The organism is Stutzerimonas sp. LR2, from assembly GCF_055755175.1.
Map to the genome: position 1 here is coordinate 206,716 of NZ_JBVTRR010000005.1, position 15,150 is coordinate 221,865.

Annotated in this window: 16 protein-coding genes; 10 read left to right on the forward strand and 6 right to left on the reverse strand. The window is 64.5% G+C overall.

From position 1 onward, the window contains the following. Nucleotides 1-45 precede the first annotated feature (45 nt). Nucleotides 46-456: a large-conductance mechanosensitive channel protein MscL gene (mscL, locus tag ACVRRC_RS18575; RefSeq protein ID WP_014595898.1), complete on the reverse strand. Its 411-nt coding sequence runs from the start codon at nt 454-456 to the stop codon at nt 46-48. Nucleotides 457-675: 219 nt separating this feature from the next. Between mscL and ACVRRC_RS18580 the strand changes: the two genes are divergently transcribed. Further along, nucleotides 676-945 (forward strand): YdcH family protein, encoded by a 270-nt coding sequence (locus tag ACVRRC_RS18580; protein WP_472997350.1) that lies wholly within the window; start codon nt 676-678, stop codon nt 943-945. 57 nt (nt 946-1,002) lie between these two features. On the opposite strand, the gene ACVRRC_RS18585 is transcribed toward ACVRRC_RS18580, so the two are convergent. Next, nucleotides 1,003-1,437 carry a CopD family protein gene (locus ACVRRC_RS18585; RefSeq protein ID WP_011912134.1) on the reverse strand — a complete coding sequence of 145 codons (435 nt, stop codon included), beginning with the start codon at nt 1,435-1,437 and terminating at the stop codon, nt 1,003-1,005. A gap of 116 nt (nt 1,438-1,553) precedes the next feature. On the opposite strand from ACVRRC_RS18585, the gene radA reads away from it, so the two are divergent. After that, a complete protein-coding gene (gene radA / locus ACVRRC_RS18590) occupies nt 1,554-2,915 on the forward strand; it encodes a DNA repair protein RadA (RefSeq protein WP_011912133.1) in 1,362 nt (453 codons plus the stop codon). A gap of 3 nt (nt 2,916-2,918) precedes the next feature. On the opposite strand, the gene ACVRRC_RS18595 is transcribed toward radA, so the two are convergent. The 3 genes from ACVRRC_RS18595 to glyA form a co-directional block, all read right to left on the reverse strand. Next, nucleotides 2,919-3,287, reverse strand: coding sequence for a PilZ domain-containing protein (locus tag ACVRRC_RS18595; protein ID WP_013981844.1), 369 nt, complete (start codon nt 3,285-3,287; stop codon nt 2,919-2,921). A gap of 56 nt (nt 3,288-3,343) precedes the next feature. Further along, nucleotides 3,344-3,805 (reverse strand): methyltransferase family protein, encoded by a 462-nt coding sequence (locus ACVRRC_RS18600; RefSeq protein WP_472997351.1) that lies wholly within the window; start codon nt 3,803-3,805, stop codon nt 3,344-3,346. A gap of 141 nt (nt 3,806-3,946) precedes the next feature. Continuing rightward, nucleotides 3,947-5,200 (reverse strand): serine hydroxymethyltransferase, encoded by a 1,254-nt coding sequence (glyA, locus tag ACVRRC_RS18605; RefSeq protein ID WP_013981842.1) that lies wholly within the window; start codon nt 5,198-5,200, stop codon nt 3,947-3,949. A gap of 254 nt (nt 5,201-5,454) precedes the next feature. Between glyA and ettA the strand changes: the two genes are divergently transcribed. The 6 genes from ettA (at nt 5,455) to gdhA (ending at nt 12,647) form a co-directional block, all read left to right on the forward strand. After that, nucleotides 5,455-7,122 (forward strand): energy-dependent translational throttle protein EttA, encoded by a 1,668-nt coding sequence (gene ettA / locus ACVRRC_RS18610; protein ID WP_017245363.1) that lies wholly within the window; start codon nt 5,455-5,457, stop codon nt 7,120-7,122. Between the two features lie 165 nt (nt 7,123-7,287). Further along, nucleotides 7,288-9,279 (forward strand): biofilm regulation protein phosphatase SiaA, encoded by a 1,992-nt coding sequence (gene siaA / locus ACVRRC_RS18615; protein ID WP_017245364.1) that lies wholly within the window; start codon nt 7,288-7,290, stop codon nt 9,277-9,279. Between the two features lie 15 nt (nt 9,280-9,294). Next, nucleotides 9,295-9,837: a biofilm regulation protein kinase SiaB gene (siaB, locus tag ACVRRC_RS18620; RefSeq protein WP_014595876.1), complete on the forward strand. Its 543-nt coding sequence runs from the start codon at nt 9,295-9,297 to the stop codon at nt 9,835-9,837. 17 nt (nt 9,838-9,854) lie between these two features. Next, nucleotides 9,855-10,232 (forward strand): biofilm regulation phosphoprotein SiaC, encoded by a 378-nt coding sequence (siaC, locus tag ACVRRC_RS18625; protein ID WP_014595875.1) that lies wholly within the window; start codon nt 9,855-9,857, stop codon nt 10,230-10,232. 12 nt (nt 10,233-10,244) lie between these two features. Beyond that, entirely contained in the window at nt 10,245-11,030 is a 786-nt protein-coding gene (gene siaD / locus ACVRRC_RS18630; RefSeq protein ID WP_017245365.1) for a biofilm regulation diguanylate cyclase SiaD, read from the forward strand. Between the two features lie 279 nt (nt 11,031-11,309). Further along, a complete protein-coding gene (gene gdhA, locus ACVRRC_RS18635; protein WP_019406335.1) occupies nt 11,310-12,647 on the forward strand; it encodes an NADP-specific glutamate dehydrogenase in 1,338 nt (445 codons plus the stop codon). A gap of 97 nt (nt 12,648-12,744) precedes the next feature. Here gdhA and ACVRRC_RS18640 read toward each other — a convergent pair whose 3' ends face one another. Next, on the reverse strand, nt 12,745-13,521 hold the full coding sequence (locus ACVRRC_RS18640) for a ferredoxin--NADP reductase (protein WP_472997352.1): 777 nt from the start codon (nt 13,519-13,521) through the stop codon (nt 12,745-12,747). A gap of 93 nt (nt 13,522-13,614) precedes the next feature. On the opposite strand from ACVRRC_RS18640, the gene ACVRRC_RS18645 reads away from it, so the two are divergent. Both ACVRRC_RS18645 and ACVRRC_RS18650 read left to right on the forward strand, forming a co-directional pair. Continuing rightward, the gene (locus ACVRRC_RS18645) at nt 13,615-14,742 is read left to right on the forward strand and encodes a methyltransferase (RefSeq protein ID WP_197861055.1); all 1,128 of its coding nucleotides are present in this window, start codon (nt 13,615-13,617) and stop codon (nt 14,740-14,742) included. Then, nucleotides 14,739-15,116 carry a MerR family transcriptional regulator gene (locus ACVRRC_RS18650; protein ID WP_106442824.1) on the forward strand — a complete coding sequence of 126 codons (378 nt, stop codon included), beginning with the start codon at nt 14,739-14,741 and terminating at the stop codon, nt 15,114-15,116. Before ACVRRC_RS18645 ends, ACVRRC_RS18650 begins: the two co-directional genes overlap by 4 nt. Nucleotides 15,117-15,150 lie beyond the last annotated feature (34 nt).

The window sequence follows — 15,150 nt, forward strand, 5'->3', positions numbered from 1 at the left end:
AAAGCCGCTCCCGACGCCTGCGCCGGGAGCGGACCTCGGCGGCGCTCAACCGCGCCGCTGCTCCTTGAGAAGGTCCCGAATCTCGCTCAGCAAGAGTTCTTCCTTGCTGGGAGCCGGCGGTGCGGATGGCGCTTCGGCCTCCTTGCGCTTCAGGTGATTGATGGCCTTGATCGCCATGAAGATGGCGAAGGCGATGATCAGAAAATCCACCACCGTCTGAATGAACGCGCCGTAGCGCAGCAGCACGGCCGGAGCATCCCCTGCCGCCTCCTTGAGCACGATCGCCAGATCGGAGAAATCCACACCTCCGATCAGCAACCCCAGCGGCGGCATCACGACGCCATCCACGAACGACGACACGATCTTGCCGAACGCGGCGCCGATAATGATCCCCACCGCCATGTCGACGACGTTACCGCGCACGGCGAACGCTTTGAATTCGCTGATCAGACTCATAATTCGCTTCATCCTTCTGGTAGTGGCGGGCTGGCCTGCAACGGTGCGCTACCTCGCGGAGCACCGTCGTAGAGCATAGGCGGGCCGGCCACGACTGACCACGCCGATGCGCCTTTCATCGACCGAGGATTGCCAGTGAGGTTCGCTTGATCGCCGTCAACCGGTTCTGCCGGACGGGCGAATAAGGTAGAGCCCTTCCTGACACCCGGAGCGATTTCCATGCACGTCGAACACCATCCCCTGATCAAGGATTTTCCTGAAAAGCGCGAACAACTGCAGCGCCTGCGCCAGGAAGACCCTCTCTTCGCCCGCAAGGCCGAGGAGTACGAAGCGCTGGACAAGCGCATCTGCCGCGTCGAGGACGGCGTCGAAACCCTCGAAGACGCCGCGCTCACCGCCCTCAAGCAGGAACGCGTGACCCTCAAGGACGACATCGCCCGCGACCTCCGGCGCGCCTCCGGCAGCTGCTGCGGCGGTTGCTGCGGCTAAGCTCCAGCGAAACGGAAAAAGCCCGCCATTCGGCGGGCTTTCTATTTTCACCTTCGGCTAGAACAGGCCGCCGAAACGAAAGCCCGAGCCGACCCAGACGAACGCCACTGCGGTCAGCGTGATCAGCACGATGTGCAGGCCCAGCTGCGGCAGGCGTTGCCCGTCCAGCTTCGGAATCAACGCCAGCCGCGCATGGGCGCCGAGCAGCGCGGTCAAGCCGAGCAGCACCAGCTTGGCCTGCACCAGCCGAGCGATCGGTGTGGTATCGAACCACTGCCCGTGGGGTAGCCAGAGGCTCGCCAGCCAGAAGCCGGTGATGATCTGGATCAGCAGCGCCGGAATGCCGATGCGTTCGTAAAGCTGCTCGAACTGGCGTACCGGCTGCGGATCGCGCTGGCGCATGGCCCTGGGCAGCACGCCCAGCAACAGCACCAGATGGCCGCCAACCCAGACGGTCGCGCCCAGCAGATGCAGAAACAACAGATGTCGCATGGCACGCACTCCTGCTCGATTTGTTTACAGTCTGGCTGCTCCGCTTCCGCTTGTGGCTGATGCCAATCAAGTCAGCCGTTATCATGCGACACCCCTTTTCCGACCCGGAGTTTCCCATGGCCAAGGCCAAGCGCATGTATGGCTGCACCGAATGCGGCTCGACCTTCCCCAAGTGGGCCGGCCAGTGCGGCGATTGCGGCGCGTGGAATACGCTGGTGGAAACCGTCGTCGAGGCCACCCCAGCCGCCTCGGGACGCGCCGGCTGGGCCGGTGACCAGGCCAACATCAAGACCCTGGCCGAAGTCAGCGTCGAGGAAGTGCCGCGCTTCTCCACCGCCTCCGGCGAACTGGACCGCGTGCTCGGCGGTGGCCTGGTGGACGGCTCGGTGGTGCTGATCGGCGGCGACCCGGGCATCGGCAAGTCCACGATCCTCCTGCAGACGCTCTGCGCTATCGCTCAGCGCTTCCCGGCGCTGTATGTCACCGGCGAGGAATCGCAGCAACAGGTCGCCATGCGCGCCCGTCGCCTGGACCTGCCGCAGGACCGGCTCAAGGTGATGACCGAGACCTGCATCGAGTCGATCATCGCCACCGCCCGCGCCGAGAAGCCCAAGGTCATGGTCATCGACTCGATCCAGACCATCTTCACCGAGCAGCTGCAGTCGGCGCCTGGCGGCGTGGCCCAGGTGCGCGAGAGCGCGGCGCTGCTGGTGCGCTTTGCCAAGCAGAGCGGCACGGCGATCTTCCTCGTCGGCCACGTCACCAAGGAAGGCGCCCTGGCCGGGCCGCGCGTGCTCGAGCATATGGTCGACACGGTGCTCTATTTCGAGGGCGAGTCCGATGGCCGTCTGCGCCTGCTGCGGGCGGTGAAGAACCGCTTCGGCGCGGTCAACGAGCTGGGCGTATTCGGCATGACCGACAAGGGCCTCAAGGAGGTCACCAACCCCTCGGCGATCTTTCTCACCCGTGCTCAGGAGGCGGTGCCCGGTAGCGTGGTGATGGCCACCTGGGAAGGCACCCGGCCGATGTTGGTGGAAGTGCAGGCGCTGGTCGATACCAGCCACCTGGCCAACCCGCGGCGCGTCACCCTGGGCCTGGACCAGAACCGCCTGGCCATGCTGCTGGCCGTGCTGCATCGCCATGGCAGCATCCCGACCTATGACCAGGACGTGTTCATCAACGTGGTAGGCGGCGTGAAAGTGCTGGAAACCGCGGCGGATCTGGCGCTGATGGCTGCGGTGATCTCCAGCCTGCGCAACCGACCGCTGGATACCGACCTCCTGGTGTTCGGCGAAGTGGGACTGTCCGGAGAGATCCGCCCGGTACCGAGCGGTCAGGAGCGCCTGAAGGAGGCCGCCAAGCATGGCTTCAAGCGCGCCATCGTGCCCAAGGGCAACGCGCCGAAAGAGGCGCCGGCGGGCCTGCAGATCATCGCGGTGACGCGTTTGGAACAGGCGCTCGACGCGCTCTTCGAATAGCCGTCAGGCCTCGCCGAGCGCGGCCAGTTCGCGCTCCAGCAGCGCTTCGTCGCCGAGATTGAGCTCCACCAGACGGCGCAGGTGGGCAATGGAGTCGAGGTCGATGTGCTGGCAGGCGAAACCGATCAGCTCGCCCTCCTCGTGGCTCATCGTCACCTCCATGCGCACCTCGGCATCGTCGGACAGCCGAACCCGCGCCTCGAACGGCTGCCCGGCGTCGGCGCTCCAGCCCGCCGGACGGCGGACCAGCAGACCTTTGAGCGACAGGTCATGCAGTTCGACCGGCCAGCGGCGCTCGCCCTGAACCAGCTCGGTGGCAGCGTCGAACTCGATGCGCTGAAAGCGCCGGCGCTCACTGGACGAATCACTCATGGCATTACTCCGCTAGGTCTGGGTTCACTATAGGACAGCGCCAGCTGAAGTCGTCGTCACAACCAGCGGCGGACGCGCGTGCAGTAGGCCCGATAGTCATCGCCGAACAGCTGCCCTAGCAATCGCTCTTCGTGCACGATCACCCCGCGCTGCATGGTCAGGATCACCAGGGGCAGCAGCAGCCATGGCCACAGCGAGCCCCAGAGCAAGGCGATGCCGCCGTAGATCAGGCTGTCGGCCAGGTAGATGGGATTGCGCGAAAAGCGGAACGGCCCCTCCTCCAGCAATTTCGCGGGCTTGCCGTAGGGATTGACCGTGGTCTTGCGCCAGAGCATCAACAACGCGGCCCAGAGCATCAACAGCACGCCGGCATCGATCAATCCCCAACCGATGTAGCGCGTCCAGAGCGTCTGCGGCAGCGCGATGGGCAGCATCGCGTCGAGCAACCAGGCGGCAGCCAGGAACAACAGGTAGATAAGCGGCGGCGGGAGGATCACGCCGGTGGCGTTTTTGAACATGCCAGAACTCCGATGAGCGGTAAGCAGAGTCTAGCGCGGCACAAGCCCGCAGCGACGACCGGGATCAAGGCATCAGCAATTGTCGGCGCCAGAAAGCAGAAAGCCCGCTTGCGCGGGCTTTCCGTTTGCGTCTGGACGCGCTTAGTTACCGTACACCGGGAACTTGGCGCAGACCGCCTCGACCTTGCCGCGGACCGCGTCGATCACCGACTCGTCGCCCATGTTATCGAGGATGTCGCAGATCCAGCCGGCCAGCTCGCGGCACTCGGTCTCGCCGAAACCGCGGGTGGTGACGGCCGGCGTACCGATACGCAGACCGGAAGTGACGAACGGCGAACGCGGATCGTTCGGCACGCTGTTCTTGTTCACGGTGATATGGGCGCGACCTAGGGCGGCGTCCGCGTCCTTGCCAGTGATGTCCTGCTTGATCAGCGAGAGCAGGAACAGGTGGTTCTGGGTGCCGCCGGAAACCACGTCGAAACCGCGCTGGATGAATACTTCGGCCATGGCCTGGGCGTTTTTCACTACCTGCTGCTGGTAAGCCTTGAACTCGGGCTGCAGGGCTTCCTTGAAGCACACCGCCTTGGCCGCGATGACGTGCTCCAGCGGGCCGCCCTGGGCGCCCGGGAAGACTGCGGAGTTGAGTTTCTTCTCGATCTCCTCGTTCTTCTTGGCCAGGATCAGGCCGCCGCGCGGGCCGCGCAGGGTCTTGTGAGTAGTGGTGGTGACCACGTCGGCGAAGGGCACCGGGTTCGGGTAGACGCCGGCGGCGACCAGACCGGCCACGTGAGCCATGTCGACGAAGAGATAGGCACCGACCTTGTCGGCGATCTCGCGGAAGCGGGCAAAGTCCAGCTTCTGGGAATAGGCCGAGAAACCGGCGACGATCATCTTCGGCTTGTGCTCGACGGCCAGGCGCTCGACTTCGTCGTAGTCGATCAGGCCTTGATCGTTGATGCCGTACTGCACGGCGTTGTACAGCTTGCCGGAGGAGGACACGCTGGCACCGTGGGTCAGGTGACCACCGTGGGCCAGGCTCATGCCGAGGATGGTGTCGCCCGCACTGAGCAGGGCCAGGTAGACCGCGGCATTGGCCTGGGAGCCGGCGTGCGGCTGGACGTTGGCGTAGTCGGCGCCGAACAGCTGCTTGGCGCGATCGATGGCCAGCTGCTCGACCACGTCGACGTACTCGCAACCGCCGTAGTAGCGCTTGCCCGGGTAGCCTTCGGCGTACTTGTTGGTCAGCACCGAACCCTGGGCTTCCATCACCGCCGGGCTGGTGTAGTTCTCCGAGGCGATCAGCTCGATGTGGTCTTCCTGACGCTTGGCTTCCTGCTGCATGGCAGCGAAGAGATCGGCGTCGAAACGGGCGAGGGTCAAATCACGGCTGAACATGGCAGTCCTCTGAGATCAGCTGGCGGTATAAAAAGAGAGGCGCGGATTCTACCTCATCCGGCCGGCGGCGGGTATGAGCGATAGTCATGTACAAGATGAGCAGCAGGCGCCCCGGAGCCGCCGCCGCGGCGCTGCGGCGGTTTGCCCTGACCGGTGCATTCGGGTAGCTTTGCGCCCTTTACATGCCTCCCTTTTCCTGGCCCTCGCGGGCTCCGGGGCGGCATCCATCACCACTGTCACGGGCATCTGTTTCCATGGCTCAATACGTCTACACCATGCACCGGCTGAGCAAGGTCGTTCCGCCGAAGCGTGAGATCCTCAAGAACATTTCCCTGTCGTTCTTCCCTGGCGCCAAGATCGGCGTGCTCGGCCTGAACGGCGCCGGTAAGTCCACCCTGCTGCGCATCATGGCCGGCGTCGACACCGAGTTCGACGGCGAAGCCCGCGCCATGCCGGGGATCAATGTCGGCTACCTGCCACAGGAGCCACAGCTCGACCCGAGCAAGACCGTTCGCGATGTGGTGGAAGAAGCCGTCAGCCAGATCAAGGACGCCCAGGCGCGCCTGGATCAGGTGTACGCCGCCTACGCCGAGCCGGACGCCGATTTCGACGCCCTGGCTGCCGAGCAGGCCAAGCTGGAGGCCATCCTGCAAGCGTCCGACGGTCACAACCTGGAGCGTCAGCTGGAAGTCGCCGCCGACGCCCTGCGCCTGCCGCCGTGGGACGCCAAGGTCGAGCACCTGTCCGGCGGCGAGAAGCGTCGTGTGGCGCTGTGTCGTCTGCTGCTGTCGGCTCCCGACATGCTGCTGCTGGACGAACCGACCAACCACCTGGACGCCGACTCGGTCGCCTGGCTGGAGCGGTTCCTCCATGACTTCCCGGGCACCGTGGTGGCCATCACCCACGACCGCTACTTCCTCGACAACGTCGCCGGCTGGATTCTCGAGCTCGACCGCGGCGCCGGCATCCCGTACGAGGGTAACTACTCCGGCTGGCTGGAAGCCAAGTCCGAGCGTCTGGCCCAGGAGTCCAAGCAGCAGTCGGCCCACGAAAAAGCCATGAAGGAAGAGCTGGAGTGGGTGCGCAAGGGCGCCAAGGCCCGCCAGGCCAAGTCCAAGGCCCGCCTGCAGCGCTTCGAGGAGATGCAGTCGCAGGAATTCCAGAAGCGCGCCGAGACCAACGAAATCTACATCCCGGCCGGCCCACGCCTGGGCGACAAGGTCATCGAGTTCAAGAACGTGACCAAGGGCTACGGCGACCGCGTGCTGATCGACGACTTGAGCTTCAGCATGCCCAAGGGCGCCATCGTCGGCGTGATCGGTGGTAACGGCGCCGGTAAGTCGACCCTGTTCCGGATGATCATGGGCAAGGAAACCCCGGATTCGGGCAGCATCGAGATCGGCGATACCGTGCAGCTGGCCTGCGTGGATCAGAGCCGCGACGACCTGGACGGCAGCAAGACCGTGTGGGAAGCGGTATCCGACGGACTCGACATGATCAAGATCGGCAACTACGAGGTGCCGTCGCGCGGCTACGTCGGCCGCTTCAACTTCAAGGGCGGCGACCAGCAGAAGTTCGTCAAGGATCTGTCCGGTGGTGAGCGTGGCCGCCTGCACCTGGCGCTGACCCTCAAGCAGGGTGCCAACGTGCTGCTGCTCGACGAACCGTCTAACGACCTCGACGTGGAAACCCTGCGCTCGCTGGAAGAGGCACTGCTGGACTTCCCCGGCGCCGCCATCGTGATCTCCCACGACCGCTGGTTCCTCGATCGGGTTGCCACTCATATCCTCTCCTACGAGGACGATGGCAGCGTGGTGTTCTTCGAGGGCAACTACACCGAATACGAGGCCGATCGCAAGAAGCGCCTCGGCGATGCCGCGTCCCAGCCCCACCGCGTCAAGTACAAGAAACTGGCGCAGTAAGTCGGCATGCACACAGGAACGGAGCCAATCGGCTCCGTTCCTGCGTCAGAAACACGACAATCGACTAGTAGCAAAACGCCTTATGCCGGATAATTGCCGCCCACTCTGATCCACGGCCGGCAATCGTCTACCGCGCCACGACTTCGTGACAGGAAGGAATTTCGCATGGCAGCCCTGGGATTGCGCGGCAAATCACTGCTGGCCTTGTTGCTTACCTGCCTGCTGGCCTTCGTGTTCGCAGGCTTCATCGGCCGCGAGGCGCTGCTCGGCGTGCAGAACCGCTTCGGCGAAGCCTATGCACGCAACGTGGTGCAACTCAACCGCGAACGCCTGTTCGCGCCGGTGTCTCGCGAGCTCGCACTCGCCCAGCGCCTCGCCGCGTCGCAGTTGACCCTCGCCTGGCTCAACGACGAGCGCAATCCGACCAAGCGCGAGACCTTTTTCAAGGAAGCTGCCGGTTACCAGCAAGCGCTGGGCGATCACGCCTACTTTGCCGCGTCGGCACGCAGCAACAGCTACTATTCCAACGGGCCCGACCAGGCGCCCAGCGAGACGCCGCGCTATGAAATGAGCCCGGACAATCCGCGCGACGAGTGGTTCTTCCAGACGCTCCAGGCCAATGCACCCTACGCACTCAACGTCGATCGTTCGGTGGTCACCGGCGAACTCAAGGTCTGGTTCAACGTGCAGGTACGAGATGGCGATCGGCGCCTCGGGCTGGTCGGCTCGGGCATCGGTCTGCAGGCTTTCCTCGACGACTTCATCGAGTCCAACAAGGTCGGTGTCGAGTCGATGGTGCTCGACGCCTTCGGCTCCATCCTGGTCCACCCCAACCAGAACCTCGTCACGCTGAATGCCGAGACGGCACGGGGGCGCTCGCTGTCCACCAATATCCTCGGCCTGCTCGACGACCTCAGCGCAGCGTCGGCGGTACGCCAGGCCATGGCCGAAAGCCGCGACAGTCCCGGCAGCGTGGCGACCGTTCGGGTCACGCTGGATGGCGCCCCGCGATTGCTGGCGCTGAGCTGGATTCCGGAACTGCAGTGGTTCGTCGCCAGCGCCGTCGACCTGAGCACCGCGCAGGTGGTCGAGGTGCGTCCGCTGCTGCCGGCCATCGGACTGTTCCTCGTGCTGTTCCTGCTGCTGATCGGCGGTGGCGCCTGGCTGGTGGAGAAGCGCGTGCTCAAGCCGCTGCGCCAGCTACGCCGCAGCGCCCAGGCGCTGGCGGCCGGGCAGTACGACGCGCCGCTGCCGCTGCATCGCCAGGACGAGATCGGCGAGCTCAGCGCAGCCTTCGGCGCCATGGCACAGAAGGTGCGCAGCCACACCAGCGAGCTGGAGAACCGCGTACGCGAGCGCACCCGCGACCTGGAACAGGCCAACCGGGACATGGCCGCGGCACACAAGAAGATCGACGACTCCATCGATTACGCCAGCCTCATCCAGCGCTCGATCCTGCCGAACCGGCAGCTGGTCAGCGCCATGGGCGATCGCCATGCGGTGCTGTGGCGGCCGCGCGATGTCGTTGGTGGTGACTTCTATGTCTATCGCGCCGACGACCACGGCTGTCTGTTCGGCGTGGTCGACTGCGCCGGCCATGGCGTACCCGGCGCCCTGATGACCATGCTGGCCCATGCCGCGATCGATCAGGCACTCGGCAGCACCGGCCTGGCCGATCCGGCCGCGGCGCTGGCGCGTACCGACGCCATCGTGCGCAGCATGCTCAAGGAAGAGGATGATGCCCACGCGCTGGCCACCAACATGGACATCGGCCTGGCCTATGTCGATCTCAAGCGGCGCAAGGTGCATTATTCCGGCGCGAAGATCGCTCTGTACTACTGTGACGGCGAGGACGTTCACGAGGTCAAGGCGGCACGCCGGGCGATCGGCGACAAGCGCGTCGGCGAGTACCACAACACCAGTATCGACCTGCGGTCAGGCCGGACCTTCTACATGACCACCGACGGATTCCTCGACCAGGCCGGCGGCGACCAGGGCTACGGCTTCGGCAACAGCCGCTTCGCCAGCATGATCCGCGAGCATGCAAGGCGTCCGCTGGCTGAACAGGGCGAAGCCTTCAGCCTCGCACTGGCGCGCTACCAGGGAGAATTTCCGCAGCGCGACGACATCACGATGTTATGTTTCCGTTTCGATTGAGACAGGGAGTTGGCCATGGCCCCCATTGACATGTTCGCGATGCGCGAATGCTACAACCAGCAACAGATAATGCTGTGCTTCAACGGCCCCATCTCACGCAGCCTGATCGAAGAAATCGGCAACGCGCTGCGCAACTACATGGCCGAAGAGCAGGCACATCCATCTTCGGCGATGGACGTGTTCGCCGTGTACATCGAAATGACGCAGAACATCCGCCACTACACCCGCGAGAAGAACTGGTCCGATCAGCAGGCCGGCGCCACCGTGGTGGTTTCGCGTGATGACCAGGGCCGCTATGTCGTCTCGGCAGGCAATCTCATCGAAACCGCCGACGGTCAGGTATTGCTCAACGCTGTCGCGGAACTGGCGAAGAAAGACAAAGCCGAACTGAAGGCTCTGTACAAGGAGCAACTGCGCAAGCCACGCGACGAACACGTGGCCACCGGCGCAGGGCTGGGCCTGATCGATATCGCCCGCAAGTCCAGCGAACCGCTCAAGGCTTCGCTGCAGCCGGTCTCCGGCGAACTTTCCTTCATCAGCCTGAGCGCCGTCATCTGAATCCCAAGAGCATCCCCATGAACGACTTTTCCATCCCCGGCAGCCAGTCCACTCCCGCTATCCAGTCCGACTGGGAAAAAGGCATCGTTTCGATGCAGGGCGATTCCTACCCGGAGAATTCCTACGAACTGTTCCATCAGGTCTACGAGTGGATCGAACGCTTCCTGGGCCAGGCCAGCCACCCGCTCAGCCTCGAACTGCGCCTGCTGTACCTCAACACCAGCAGCATCAAGGCGATGATGGATATCTTCGACCTGCTCGAGGCCGCCTTCCAGGATGGCCGCCAGGTGGCGGTCAACTGGTACTACGACGTCCGCAACGAGCGCGTGGTCGAGCTGGCCGAAGAGTTCAAGGAGGACTGCACCTTTCCGTTCTCCATCCTGAGTCACGACTGACAGAAGGTCGATATGCGCGGGCCATCACCGTTAGAGCAAGAAGTAGCCAGCCTTCTCGCCGATCCACAGTTCGAAGGGCATCCACTCAAGGAAGCCCTGAGCCAGCTGTGGAGCGCCCACCACGATCTGCTCGGGCGCATCGAGCGAATCGCCCGCGTCTCCGACGGCTACCAGAGCATTGCCCGCGAGCGTGAACTGAGCCTGGCGGCGCGCTTCGACAAGCAGCTGCGCCAGCTGGAGAAGGTTGCGCGCATCTCCGATCGCTACCAGGCGATGATGCAGGATCTCAACGCCTCGCTACGCGAAGCCTCGATGCTGGACTCACTGACCGGCATCGCCAACCGCCGCCTGCTCACCGAACGCCTGCGCGAGGAAAGCGAGCGGGCCAAGCGCTACGGACGCCCGCTGGCGCTGGTCATGCTCGACATCGACCGCTTCAAGATCATCAACGATGACTACGGCCACGATGTCGGCGACCGGGTGCTGATCGAGGTGGTACGGGTGATGGAGTCGGAAATCCGCGAGCACGACCTGTGCGGCCGTTGGGGCGGCGAGGAGTTCCTGATCCTGATGCCCGAGTGCACCGCACAGATGGCGCAGACCGTCATGGGCCGCCTGGGCGCCAGCATCGCGGCGCTGGGCGTACGGGTGAACGAGGATCTGCTCGGGGTCACCGCCAGCATGGGCATCGCCGAACTGCGCCCCGAGGAAACCTATTCGAACACCATCAACCGTGCCGATCTCGCCCTGCTGCGGGCCAAGCGCAGCGGTCGCAACCGGTGCGAGCTGGCGGACTGACCGCTTCGCCCGCCATGCGCACAAAAACGATGCATTCGATGCGACATTTCGGCGCAAAGTAGGACAGCGACGGGGAACTCCTTCTCGACCTCCCTTGAAAGGCGCACCAGACAAGCGATACGCGCAAAGCATCACCATCCGTTGGCGCCGCACGCCGCGCACCACATAAAGGCACCCTCCATCCACATCGCACTTCCGCGGTGCAAATCAGGTTTGTTACAGTCGCCCGCCAAAAAAATTATCAATGACTGCCAACAAGCGGTCGCCGAGGGCCTACTGATGATCGAAACCGTTGATGCCTTTCTCGCCCGACTGAAGCAACGCGACCCCCACCAACCCGAATTCCACCAGGCGGTGGAAGAAGTGGTTCGCAGCCTCTGGCCATTCCTCGAAGCCCACCCGCACTACATGCAGGCCGGCATCATCGAACGCATGGTGGAGCCGGAGCGCGCCATCATCTTCCGCGTGCCGTGGGTCGACGATCAGGGCCGCGTTCAGGTCAACCGCGGTTTCCGCATCCAGATGAACAGCGCCATCGGCCCATACAAGGGCGGCCTGCGCTTCCACCCGTCGGTAAACATCGGCGTACTCAAGTTTCTCGCCTTCGAGCAGGTCTTCAAGAACTCCCTCACCTCGCTGCCCATGGGCGGCGGCAAGGGCGGCTCGGACTTCAACCCGAAGGGCAAGAGCGACAACGAAGTGATGCGCTTCTGCCAGTCCTTCATGAGCGAGCTGTACCGCCACATCGGCGCCGACCTCGACGTGCCAGCCGGTGACATCGGCGTTGGCGGCCGCGAAATCGGTTTCCTGTTCGGCCAGTACAAGCGCCTGTCCAACCAGTTCACCTCGGTACTGACCGGCAAGGGCCTGCCCTACGGCGGCAGCCTGATCCGCCCGGAAGCCACCGGCTACGGCTGCGTGTATTTCGCCGAGGAAATGCTCAAGAGCACCCACAGCAGCTTCGATGGCAAGCGCGTGGCGATCTCCGGCTCCGGCAACGTCGCGCAGTACGCCGCGCAGAAAGTCATGGAGCTGGGCGGCCGCGTCGTCTCGCTGTCGGACTCCGGCGGCACGCTGCACTTCCCGGACGGCATGACCGACGAGCAGTGGGCCTATCTGATGGATCTGAAGAACGTCCGTCGCGGTCGTCTGGAAGAGATGGGCACGCAGTTCGGCGTGACCTACATGGCCGACCAGCGTCCCTGGAGCCTGCCGTGCGACATCGCCCTGCCCTGCGCCACGCAGAACGAGCTGGACGGCGAAGACGCCCGCGCGCTGCTGAAGAACGGCTGCATCTGCGTCGCCGAAGGCGCCAACATGCCGTCGACCCTGGAAGCCGTGGACCTGTTCCTCGAGGCCGGCATCCTCTATGCCCCGGGCAAGGCCTCCAACGCCGGTGGTGTGGCCTGTAGCGGCCTGGAGATGAGCCAGAACGCCATGCGCCTGCACTGGACCGCTGGTGAGGTGGACACCAAGCTGCACGGCATCATGCAGTCAATCCACCACGCCTGCGTCGCCCACGGCGAGGAAAACGGCCGGATCAACTACGTCAAGGGCGCCAACATCGCCGGCTTCGTCAAGGTCGCCGATGCCATGCTGGCCCAGGGCGTCGTGTAACGGCTGAGCCGACCGGCAAGCCTCGCCAGAAAGACAAAGCCCCCGTCGGATCGTCCGGCGGGGGCTTTTGCTTTGTGGGGCCTCCCGTGGCAATCGACTACCAGTAGTTCTCCACTGCCACCTGACCGGGCCTGCGAGTCATCGCCAGGTTCAGATCACGGGCTTTCAGTACCGCACGGGTGTCCTCGATCATCTGCGGGTTGCCGCAGAGCATGATCCGCGAATGCTCCGGCGTCAGCTGCAGATCGGCAGCGCGCTCCAGTTCGCCGTTCTCGATCAGCGTGGTGATGCGCCCATGCAGCGCGCCGGACACCCGTTCGCGCGTGACTACCGGCAGGTACAGCAGCTTCTCGCCGAGACCCTCCAGGTAGTCGCGCTGAGGCAGTTCGGCGATCAGCTGCTGATAGGCCAGTTCGCGGGCTTCGCGCACGCTGTAGACGAGAATGATGCGCTCGAAGCGCTGCCAGGCCTCGAAGTCCTGCAGGATCGACAGAAACGGGGCGATCCCGGTGCCGGTGGCCAGCAGCCAGAGGTCACGACCATCGGGAAAGCGATCCAGCGTCAGGAAGCCGAAGGCCTGCTTGTCCACCAGCAACTCGTCGCCCACCTCGAGCCGGCTCAGCTCACTGGTGAATTCGCCGTCCGGCACCACGATGGATAAGAAATCGAGAAACTCGTCGTGCGGCGCCGATACCATGGAGTAGGCACGCCAGACAATACAGCCGCTGGGCTTGCGCACGCCGAGGCGGGCGAACTGCCCGGCGGTGAAACGAAAGCCGGGGTCGCGGCTGGTGCGCAGGGTGAACAGGTTGGGCGTCAGCGTCTGCACCTCGAGCAGGCGCTGGCGGGTGAACTTCTCTTCGCTGGCGGTCATACTTCGCTCCCTCCGAGCATCAGTGGACACTTACGTGGCGCCCCGTGAACTCTTGATACTCCTTTCCGACGCCCACAAACACCGCCAGTTCTCATGCCTATTCTCGACACCCCGTACGCCAGCCTCGACCTGATCCGCCAGCCGGAGCAGCCCAACGAGCCGTTGCAGGCCTTCGACGCCGCCGACGAATACCTGCTCGCCACGCTGCATGAACAGCGTCTGCCGGCCGCCACGCGGGTGCTGATTCTCAATGACAGCTTCGGTGCGCTGGCCTGCGCGCTGGCCGCGCATGTCGAAGTGACCAGCAGCGGCGATTCGCATCTGGCCCATCTGGCCTTGCAGAAAAACCTGGCACGCAATGACCTGCCGGCCGAACGCGTGCGTTTCGTTCCCGCCAGCGAGGTCGCCGAGGGCCCGTTCGACCGGGTGCTGATTCGCGTACCGAAGACCCTTGCCCTGCTGGAAGAACAGTTGATCCGTCTGCACGGCCAGCTGGCGCCCGGCGCGCAGGTGATCGCGGCGGCGATGATCAAGCACCTGCCGCGTGCCGCCGGTGATCTGCTGGAGCAGTACATCGGCCCGGTGCAGGCTTCGCTGGCGGTAAAGAAGGCCCGCCTGCTCAGCGCCACGCCAAGCGCGAAACCGGTACCGCGGTCGCCCTACCCGACCCGCTATCAGCTCGACCAGCCAAAACTGGAACTGCTAAACCACGCCAACCTGTTCTGTCGCGAAGGGCTGGACATCGGCACGCGCGCCTTTCTGCCGCATCTGCCCAAGGCGCTCGGCGCGCTACGTGTCGCCGACCTAGGCTGCGGCAACGGCGTGCTCGGCATCGTCTACGCGCTGGGTAACCCGCAGGCGGAGCTGACCCTGGTGGACGAGAGCTACATGGCGGTGCAGTCGGCGCGCGAGAACTGGCAGGCGATCCTCGGCGAGCGCCCGGCCGATATCCGCGCCGGCGACGGCCTGGCCGAACAGCCGCCCGGCTCGCTGGATCTGGTGCTGTGCAATCCGCCGTTCCACCAGCAGCAGGTAGTCGGCGATTTCCTCGCCTGGCGCATGTTCACCCAGGCCAAGGCGGCACTGACCAAGGGCGGTGAGCTGTGGATCGTCGGCAATCGCCACCTTGGCTATCACCTCAAGCTCAAGCGTCTGTTCGGCAATGCCGAGCAGGTCGCCGCCACGCCGAAATTCGTCGTTCTGCGGTCGATCAAAGCATGAACGAGGTGCCGGTCCGCCTGAGCATCCGGCAGTTCGCCGCACGTACCGGGCTGTCCGCCGACACGCTGCGCTATTACGAGAAGATCGGCCTGCTGCGGCAGGTTGCTCGGGATGCCAGCGGCTTTCGCGTCTATGGCCCACGCGACCTGGAATGGATCGGCTTCATCCTGCGCCTGAAAGACACCGGAATGGCGCTGGTAGACATCATCCGCTATGCCGAACTGCGCGAATGCGGCGCTACCACGCTGGCGGCGCGCCAGGCGCTGCTCGAAGAACATGCGACCCGGCTGCAGGAACGCATCCAGCGCGACCATGATCATCTCGACGCATTGCGCGCGAAGATCGCCCTGTATCGCCAGCAAACTTCCGCTTGACCTGGAGCTGACTCCAACCCGCAGGCTTTCCTCT